Raw genomic sequence first — 8,948 nt, 5'->3', positions numbered from 1 at the left:
TGCGCAACTCGAAGTCGCCACCGTTGAGGGCCAGGCCATCGGCGCTGATGTTGCCGTCGGCATCCTGGGTGGTCTTGCCGCTGATGTTCAGGAACACGTTGCCGCTGGTGGCCAGCCCTTCGTTGATCGCCAAGTCACCTTGGGTACCGATGCTGACGTCGCCAGTGTTATTCACACCAGTGGTGACTTTCACCACGTTGCCGTTGCCATCGGTTTCGGTCAGCGTGCCGACCTTCAGGTTACCGGTGTTGTTGAAGGCGACCTTGCCCGCCTCGCTGGCGATGTCACCCACCACGTTGCCGTTGTTGCGCAACTCGAAGTCGCCGCCATTGAGGGCCAGGCCGTCGGCGGTGATGTTGCCGTTGGCATCCTGGGTGGTCTTGCCGTCGACATTGAGGAACACATTGCCGCTGGTGGCCAGTCCTTCGTTGATCGCCAAGTTCCCTTGAGTGCCGATGCTGACGTCGCCGGTGTTGTTCACCCCGGTGATGGTTGTCTGCGTGCCGTCGGCATGGGTCGCGGTCAGCGAACCCACCTTGAGGTCTGCGCTGTTGTTGAATTGGACCTTGCCCGCCGCGCTGGCGATATCGCCAATCACGTTGCCGGTATTGCCCAGCGCGTAATTGCCGCCCAGCAGCACCAGGCCGCTGGCATCCAGCTTGGCCCCGGCGTCGCCGGACTGGGTGGTGTTGCCCGCCACTTCCAGGGTGATGATGTCGTCGGCACGGGTCTGGCCCTGGCTGGCATCGTCGCGAGGGCCGTTTTCTATAGTGATGCCTTTTACCAACGTCAGGTCGTGATCGGTTTTCAGGGTGACCGCTTCATCGGAGGTAATCCCCACAGTACCGTCCACGGTGCCCACCGTCAGGTTGCCGTTGCCGGCAAATGCCAGGCTGCCGACATCGGCGGCAATGACACCCACGTCATGCCCGCCCTTGCCCAGCTGGAAGTCACCTTCGCCGCGCAAGGCCAATTCGTCTGCGGTAATGGTCGCGCCAGCTCCCTGAGTCGCACCTTGGCCCGCGTCGACGCTCAGCGTCAGCCCCTTGCCGGTGGTGCCGTCTTCGTCGGTGCCTTCGGGATCCTTGAGCATCAGATCGCCCAGCAGGTCCAGGACGCCGTTGGCGACCAGGGCCAGATCGTCCTTGAACGTCGCGCCTTCATCGTCGACGGTGATGTTGCGCGTCTTGTCGTTGCCGATGACGACCTTGTCGAAGCCATCCTGGATGTTGGCCAGGTCAGCGCCGGACAGCACCAACGGATCGTTAGGCCCGGTCACCTCCGGGTCATCGCTGCCGCCCAAGTGGATGTCCAGGCCATCGGTCTTCTGCTGCAGGGTGAGACTGTCGCTACCGGAAATGCTCGCGGCGAGATCGATTTCGTCGGCGGTCAGGCTTGTATCGCCCTGGGTGAGCAGGGCCTGGCCGACCGTGAGGGTGTCCGCCACAAGGTTCAGGTCGCCGGTCTGGGTCATGCCGGCGACCGGCACGCCTTGCGGGTTTGTCGGAGTCAGGCTATCGGGAATGGTTACAACGCCGACGGTCAGGTCATCGACATCGGCAAAGCTGACCGTGCCGGTGTCGCTGGCGATGGTGTTGACGTCATTGGCCGCGTTGTCGAGGTCATGGGTGGCGCCATCGCCCAGCAACACCAGGCCATCGGCGACAATGGCGCCGCCGGCGGTCTGGTCGACCTTGCCGCCGTTGCTCTGCAACACCAGGACGGGGGCCGGCTTGGTGTCATCGTTGCCGGTGCCCGGGGCGTCGGCCACGGTCAGCTGGTCGTTGATGTGGATATTGCCGGTGCCGGCATTGAGGACGAGGTTGTCGTCGATGCGGGTCGCTTCGATGATGTTGATGTCACCGGTCATGTCCGCGCCGCCGATGTTGACGGAGGTGAACCCGTCGCCCAGCGCGCCGATGTCGGTGCCGGTCAGTTCCAACGAACCGGGGGCGTCGCCAGTGCTGCCGCCCACTGCGATGTTTTTGCTCGGCGTGTTGGTCTCAAGGGCGATGCTGCCATTGCCGGTGACACTGCCGGCGCCGCCGTTGAAGTTGATGTCGTCCGCCTTGATGGCCAGGTTGTTGTCGGTGCTGTTGAGGCTGCCGTTGAACGTGATGGAGCTGCCTTGCAGGCCCTTGCTGCCCGAAGTGTCGGTCTTGATGTTGTCAACGTACAGCGAGCCACCGACCTGCTTGCCGGCGGTCTGGTCGAAACTGCCCGAGACGAACACGAATTTGTACGTGCCGGCCTTGTCGGCCGTAGCCGTGTGGCTTTGCCAGTTCACCGCCCCCGTGCCGTTACCCGTTTCATTCAGGATGATCTGGTATTCGCCGGTATTGACGTTCAACAGGTAGCCAAAGACATCGTAGGTATCGCCGCCCGCGACCGGTTTGTAATCGAAGCTGACCTTTTCCCCGGCGGCCAGGGAGACCGTGCCCTCGCTCACGACCGAAGGGCCACGCATGATGCAGCCGGCGGGTGCGTTGAGGCAGTTGGAGGTATTCTCGGTCCCCAGCAGCAGCGCGGCGCCGCCGTCCTTGCCTTGGCCAGCGGCAGCGACCGGGGTGAGGGGTTTGTAATTCATGTTGCCCTGGTCGCCTGGGGAAACGCTCGGCGCATTGCCGTTCGTGGGCGAGGTCGTCGGCAACGTCGGGTCATTGGGCGAGACCACGCCATCCACCACGGTGACGCCCGTGAAGAACTGGTCGATGGAGGTCTTCCACCCGACCAGGCCATTTTCGAAGTCGGCGTTCAGGAATTGTGAAGTGCCCAGCTCAACCGCACCGGTGTAGACCTGCTCGCCGCGGGTGAAGACTTTTGCGCCGTTGATAAACGTCTTGCCTGCGCCACTGGTGGTCGCATACAGGGCGCCCAGCGCGCTGTTACCGCCGACCATGTCGCTGAAGATGATCGAGCCCGAACCGGCATCGACGCGCAGTTCGCGGTTGTTGGCAACCGCATCGGAGTCCACCACGCCGGCAAATACGACATTGCCGCCGTTGCTCTTCAAACTGACGTCGGTGTTGAGCGCGATTTTGCCGTTGAGAATCAACGCCAGGCTGTTGCCATTGCCAGCGCCGCTGGCATCGATGTCACCGTTGAGGAAGATATTGCCGAAGACATAACGGCCTGTTGCGCCGTCGTCGTGTCCCGACTGCAACGTCAGCGTCCGGTCGCCGCTGACGCCCTGCGGGGTGTAGTCGCCGTTCCAGTGAATGGTGTTGTCGGCCTTGATTGCCACATCGGTGCCGCCGGCCAGGGCGGTGTCGATCGCGTCGAAACCGACCGTGGCGGCTTGGCCGTTGGCGCCGCCCGTCAGCCCTCCATTACCCGGCCCCACGGTGACACTGTCCGGGTCGAGCAACCACAAGCCACCCTTGCCGTTCTTGGCCGAAGCATCGGCGGCTTTGCTCACCGCCAGCTTGGCACCGCTGGTCTCGATCTTGCCGCCGTCGCCGCCCTTGGCACCGCCGGTGGCTTTCAGCGTGCCATCCACCCGCGTCACACTGCCCGGCTTCTTGGTATCCGACCAGGCCACCACGGTACCGCCCTTGCCGTTGTCGGTCGCCGATGCATCGAGCACGGCACCGGCGGCGATGGTGGTCTGGCTGGCCTGCTTGATCGCCGGGTCCTTGCCTTGCCAGCTACCGCCCACATAAATGTCGCCGCCGCCCTTGGCGCCGGTGGCGTCGAGCTCAGCGCCGCCGTTGATCGCGACACGCTCGCCGGTCACGACGATCTTGCCGCCCTTGCCGGTCTCGGAGGACACATCGATTCGCCCGGCGACTTGCACACCGCCCTGATCCCCCATCAGCGTCACCACGCCGTTTTCACCGATATCCAGGGAACGGGCTTCGATCAAACCGGTGTTGTTGATGACGGTGCTCGCCAGGGTTTCCGCCGCACGGGCGGTCAGCAGGATGCGGCCGGCATCGGCACGAATGGCGCCGCCGTTTTCGATCAACGCTTGAAGCGCACCTTCTTTCACTTCCAACTGCACCGGCCCGCCCAGGTCGAGCGTCACGACACTGCCGGCGCCCAGCAGCACATTGCCCTTGTTCGCGGTGATGTTGCCTTCGTTGACGATTTTTGCGGCGATCAGGGCAATGGTGCCACCTTGCGCGGCATTGATGTTGCCCTGGTTGACCACTGAGGCGGTGCTGTTGCCACTGAAACGGTAGTTGCCCGCGAGGAAGTCTTCTGTGGTCATGTTGAGCGTGGACGCGACCAAGCCGCCTACATCAACCTGGGCACCGGGGGTAAACAGGACGCCGTTGGGGTTGACCAGGAATACTTGGCCGTTGGCTTTCAGTGCGCCCTGAATCACCGACACATCCGAGCCCAACACGCGGTTCAATGCGACAGACGCCGCGCCCGGCTGGATGAACTGGACGGTGTTGCCTTTGCCGATGGAGAAGCTCTGCCAGTCAATTGCGAGCTTATCGCTACCCTGATGAATGGCCATGTTGTTGCCGTTCTGATGAACACTGCCGTTACCCGCCACGATATTGCCGCCCGACGGTAACGCTCCCGCCGTGGCAACCGAAGCGAAGACCCCGCCACCCACGCCGATGACCAGGCTGAGGGATTTGCGGCTTTTGTCTTTGCCTTGGCTTTTGACCAACTCTGATGCCACCTGCCACGCGCCCAACACAGCATTCCAGACTACTCGGTAAGCTCGGTTCATTTTTGTTCACTCATCCTTAATACGGCTGGCCGCGCCACGATGATCAGGCGGTTCGCAATCAACAAATCAAATGGAAAACCGCATCCGGACGGATGACGGCTCGAAATCCCAAAGTGCTCCGTTCCATCATGTCTGCGGTAAGCGGGGTGATACCTTTGCTGGAGCACCCACGGCTTTTGATTGAGGGGATTGAGTGAATTTTTTTTGATCTGGAGGGTGTTCGACACTGGAATACCTGTGGGAGCGAGCGTGCTCGCGATAGCGGTAAACCAGACACCATTGATGTCGCCTGACCCGGCCCTATCGCGAGCAAGCTCGCTCCCACAGTGGCCTGTGCCCGGCCTATCTTCGCTTTGGGGCTTCGGCGGTGTGCAGCTAAGATGGCCGCAGAGAAACCACAGGGAAGACAGGCGTGATGCAATCGCAATTCGATCCGTTGGTTCATATCGATTGGAAAACACCGGGTGGCGACTTGCTCGGGCTGTTGCAGCATTACTACCCCGACATCGGTGTGTTTGCCGGCCCGGGGTTCGAGGCGTTGTTGGATGAGTTGTCCAACGAGATGCCCGAGGTCTGTTTCGAGGCGCTGGTGCCGGTGTTGGCGGGTCAGGGTTATGACTTGTGGAACCTGGATGCCGGTGGCGACGATTATCGGCCGGTGATTGTCCCGGTCGATCAGCGCGAGGCGTTTGCCCGGCATTGGCAAGGCCAGCGCGGCGAGCCGAGGTTCACCGCGAGTTTGATCGGGCCGCCCAAGCCTGACGCCGTCCAACGCAAGCCGGCCAAGCCCAAGCGCGGCAAGGTGAAGTGGTTGCAGGAAGTCCATGACTATCCCGGCGCCACCTATGTGCATGAATACAACTACCGCAACGGTTGGGCCGCCATCACCGAGCAGGACGAAGACCAGTGGTTGTGCTTTCTGATCGACTACAACCAGTGGCCGCCCGCCGAACAGGACATGCTTGAACAGCGGGCCGATGACGTGGACGGTGCAGACCTTCAGCTCATCGATGCCGATGCCCGGCGCAGCCTGTGGAAACGTCAGGTCATACGCGGCGATTACAGTGCGGACGACCGCTACCAATACGAAATTCGTCAAGGCGATGAGATCGCGGCGTTCGGGCCTGTCGGGGTGCAGTGGCCGGAGTTTGAACAGCCCTGCGTGGTGGTGGGCTCGGAGATATTCGAACGTCAGCGCATCTACGAACCCGAGCATTTGACGCGGATCTGGCGGATCACGGCGGACAGCAGCGAAGTGATTTTCGAGTACGCGGATGAACTGACGATCCTGCCCGTCGGCCCTGGTCGTTTGCTGTTCATGCAACACAATGGGCCGAAGTGCTGGGTCTGGAATCAAGACCCGCCGCACCAGGCCATCGTCGCCCGGGCGATGCCCGCCGAGGGTTATAAACTCAGGGCGTCAACGGCTTACCTGGGGGGTGACGAGATCCTGCTGTTCAGCGAAGGCGCGCGGCAGAACGTCGAGCATTCGGGTTATCAGGAGACGGTGCTGTTGGCGTGGCGCTTCAACTTCATGACCGGTGCCAAGACCAAGGCGACGCTGGACGGTTTCGGCAGTGAACTGCGCCAGGACACGCGCTTGCTCGTCACCCAGCCCAAGCAAGTCATTACGTTGCGTACCTTTCATGGGCAGCTTCATGTTGCCCGGGGGCATGGGAATTGGTGGGTGTGGAATTACCGCGCCAATACGTTTGGGTCGCAGACGCTGGCGTGGTTTTGGAATCAGGACAGTAACGAGGTGGTGAAGCTGTCGACCCAGGACATTCCGCGGATCAAGCCAGATGTTCGTTATGTACCGGCGCAGGATCGCTACCTGGCGTTCGAGACGGAGTTTGTGGCGCGGCTGCCGGAATTCAGCGAGATGGTTGAGGCCAAGGGGGGTGAGGTTCTGTTGTTTGAGTGAGGGGGTTTTGCTGCGGGCGAAAAAGAAGGACTCCTGAGAGTAATGCCAGTCAGTCAAGCCCCAATCCGTGGGAGCAAAGCTTGCTCGCGGTTGGGGTTAGGCAGTCGACAACGCCATTGACAGGGCGGCCGCCATCGCGAGCAAGCTTTGCTCCCACAGGTTTTGTGTCGTTTGATCCTTAGCTGACTGGCCTTAGGCTCCTGAGAGTCCTTTGCACATGAAGTTACTCGATGACCGGATACCACGTCGCGTAGTTATCGCTGAAGTCTTCCAGCAAAGGGAACTCCTCATTGCGGATACCTTTCACGACCGCCTTTTTTCGCTCGAAGGCTTCTTTCATGTGTTCTTTGCACAGCTCGGCGGGTATGTAACACAGCCCATGCCAGCGATGGCGCCACGCGACTAACTGGCGATCGGTTTCTACGATAAAGACCGTCTTGTTCAGCGACTTGCGCAAGCGGGGTGCCGACGCGCCCTGCAACGGCCTGGGCACCCTGACTTCCTGTCCGAATTTATCCCAACCCGCCCATTGGCTGTAAAACCTTAGACGGGTGTCGTTGTTGACCGAGAGAAACTCATAGTAGGCAACGCCTGGCTGGGGTTGGGCCATCTCACAATACCGACGCATCAGCGTGGTGGAGATATTGCCTATCTGGTCGTCAGGTAGACGCTCAAGGACCTTGCGCAAGTGATGGAAGTCATTGAAACCGAACTCTTTGCAGAGGTGGGTGAGTCGTTGGCAATAGGTGTATTCACCAATGACCAACACCCGAGCCAACCCTTTGAGATCGTCAATACACTCGGCCGCGTTTGAAAGGAACATAGCTTCACTCCTTTAGCCAAATCGAAGACGAGCTTCGACTAGCATGCTGCTTGCCGTGGCTAAATAAGTGGGTAAGTTCACTTAGATTTTTCGTATTTCCCATCGCAGCAGGGAGGCTACTTGTGCCCGCGTGTATAAAAACACAGAGCCACCTGCGAGGCAAACCATCCGGTGGGCCACTCGCTAACGCCACGGGTTTGCCTAGACCTGCAGCACGCCGCGAAACCCGCGCGCCGCGGAATACGACTGCACGCCATTGTGGTAGATGAACACCCGGCCATACCGGTAATCGCCAAAAATTTCCCCATCGAGCGAGCGAAGCTCTGGAGGGGTCGCCAGCCAGCTGGACGTCTTGGCATCAAACTCACCGAGGGTTTGCAGGGCTCGGTATTGGTCCTCCGTCAGTAGGGCGATGCCCATCGCTTCGGCCATTTCGATGGCACTGCCTTTGGGCTTGTTCTCCTTGCGCGTCTCCAGGGCCGCGCGGTCGTAGCAAAGGCTCCGGCGACCGGCCGGACTTTCCTTGGCACAATCGCAGAAGGTGACAGCGCCGGTGTTCGGGTCGAGGCCGATCACGTCTGGCTCGCCGCCGGTGGCGTCCAGGGCTTGGAGGGACTCCAGGGCATTGGGGTTGTTTTCGAGCCGGTTCCGGACGTCGGTCCAGGGGATGTCTAGGTGACGACTCAGGTTTTGTTCGAAGCGGGTTTTCAGGAAAACATCAAGATCCTTCCCTATGCGTTGCGTGACCGATACGAATTTTTCGTCACGACTATGCTGATTCAATACCTGATCAAAGTATGGCGTCACCCACTATCGGTCACTCGCGCGGCCTTCGAGCAGTCCTTCTCCTACGCAAAAATGACCGTCATCCGGGCGATCAAGGAATTGACCGACTTGGATATTGTTAAACCTGGAAAGGAACTGGGCGAATGGTGGCTAAAATGGCGTCATCGCGAGCAAGCTCGTTCCCACAGGAGGATTGTTGTTGCGAGGCCATTCCAGCATGAATGGCTAAGGTGAAGTAACCCTGGCGTCCATCACTGAGCACATGAGGCCCGTATGAAGAACTTCACGATTCAACGCATCGACCACATCGTCCTGCGTGTAAAGGACCTCGAGCGCAGCCTTGCTTTCTACACATCGGTGCTCGGTTGCGAGTTGAAGAAGCGCCGGGACGATCTAGGCATGCTTCATCTGGGCACCGGTGTTTCGATGATTGACCTGGTTGCTGTGGACGGGCCTCTCGGTCGCCAGGGTGGACCGGCAGCGGGAAAGCAGGGGCACAATGTCGATCACTTGTGCCTGCGAATCGAGCCGTTCGATGAACCAGCCCTCCTCGCGCATCTGGCTTCGGCGGGGCTGAGCGTTGAGAAGGCGCAGATGCGCTATGGCGCGGAGGGCAAGGGCTGGTCGATTTACTGCTTCGACCCGGACGGCAACCAGATCGAGTTGAAGGGGCCGGCGCTGGAGCCCTGAGCTTCAACTGGCGGGCAATCCCCTGTGCGGGCTTG

General features: G+C 60.6%; 5 protein-coding genes. 2 read left to right on the top strand and 3 right to left on the bottom strand.

From position 1 onward, the window contains the following. On the bottom strand, positions 1–4,690 hold a 4,690-nt coding region (locus BM317_RS22090; protein WP_092476225.1), incomplete at its 3' end, for a two-partner secretion domain-containing protein. 415 nt (positions 4,691–5,105) lie between these two features. On the opposite strand from BM317_RS22090, the gene BM317_RS22085 reads away from it, so the two are divergent. Further along, the gene (locus tag BM317_RS22085) at positions 5,106–6,614 is read left to right on the top strand and encodes a hypothetical protein (RefSeq protein WP_092476222.1); all 1,509 of its coding nucleotides are present in this window, start codon (positions 5,106–5,108) and stop codon (positions 6,612–6,614) included. 223 nt (positions 6,615–6,837) lie between these two features. Here BM317_RS22085 and BM317_RS22080 read toward each other — a convergent pair whose 3' ends face one another. After that, positions 6,838–7,437, bottom strand: coding sequence for a hypothetical protein (locus tag BM317_RS22080; protein WP_092171643.1), 600 nt, complete (start codon positions 7,435–7,437; stop codon positions 6,838–6,840). Between the two features lie 201 nt (positions 7,438–7,638). Continuing rightward, positions 7,639–8,172 carry a DUF4256 domain-containing protein gene (locus BM317_RS22075; RefSeq protein WP_218190555.1) on the bottom strand — a complete coding sequence of 178 codons (534 nt, stop codon included), beginning with the start codon at positions 8,170–8,172 and terminating at the stop codon, positions 7,639–7,641. Positions 8,173–8,496: 324 nt separating this feature from the next. Between BM317_RS22075 and BM317_RS22065 the strand changes: the two genes are divergently transcribed. Next, complete coding sequence (locus BM317_RS22065) at positions 8,497–8,913, top strand: VOC family protein (RefSeq protein WP_092171634.1); 417 nt, start codon at positions 8,497–8,499, stop codon at positions 8,911–8,913. Positions 8,914–8,948 lie beyond the last annotated feature (35 nt).

The organism is Pseudomonas sp. NFACC24-1, from assembly GCF_900115235.1.
In the GTDB taxonomy this organism is placed as follows: Bacteria; Pseudomonadota; Gammaproteobacteria; order Pseudomonadales; family Pseudomonadaceae; genus Aquipseudomonas; species Aquipseudomonas fluorescens_AA.
Note: the sequence above shows the minus strand (reverse complement) of the source record. Positions and strands in the feature narration are given on the sequence as shown.

Coding starts and splice junctions, on each gene's coding strand:
- BM317_RS22065 (WP_092171634.1), top strand. CDS start 8,497: ATGAAGAACTTCACGATTCAACGCATCGACCACATCGTCCTGCGTGTA.
- BM317_RS22085 (WP_092476222.1), top strand. CDS start 5,106: ATGCAATCGCAATTCGATCCGTTGGTTCATATCGATTGGAAAACACCG.
- BM317_RS22080 (WP_092171643.1), bottom strand. CDS start 7,437: ATGTTCCTTTCAAACGCGGCCGAGTGTATTGACGATCTCAAAGGGTTG.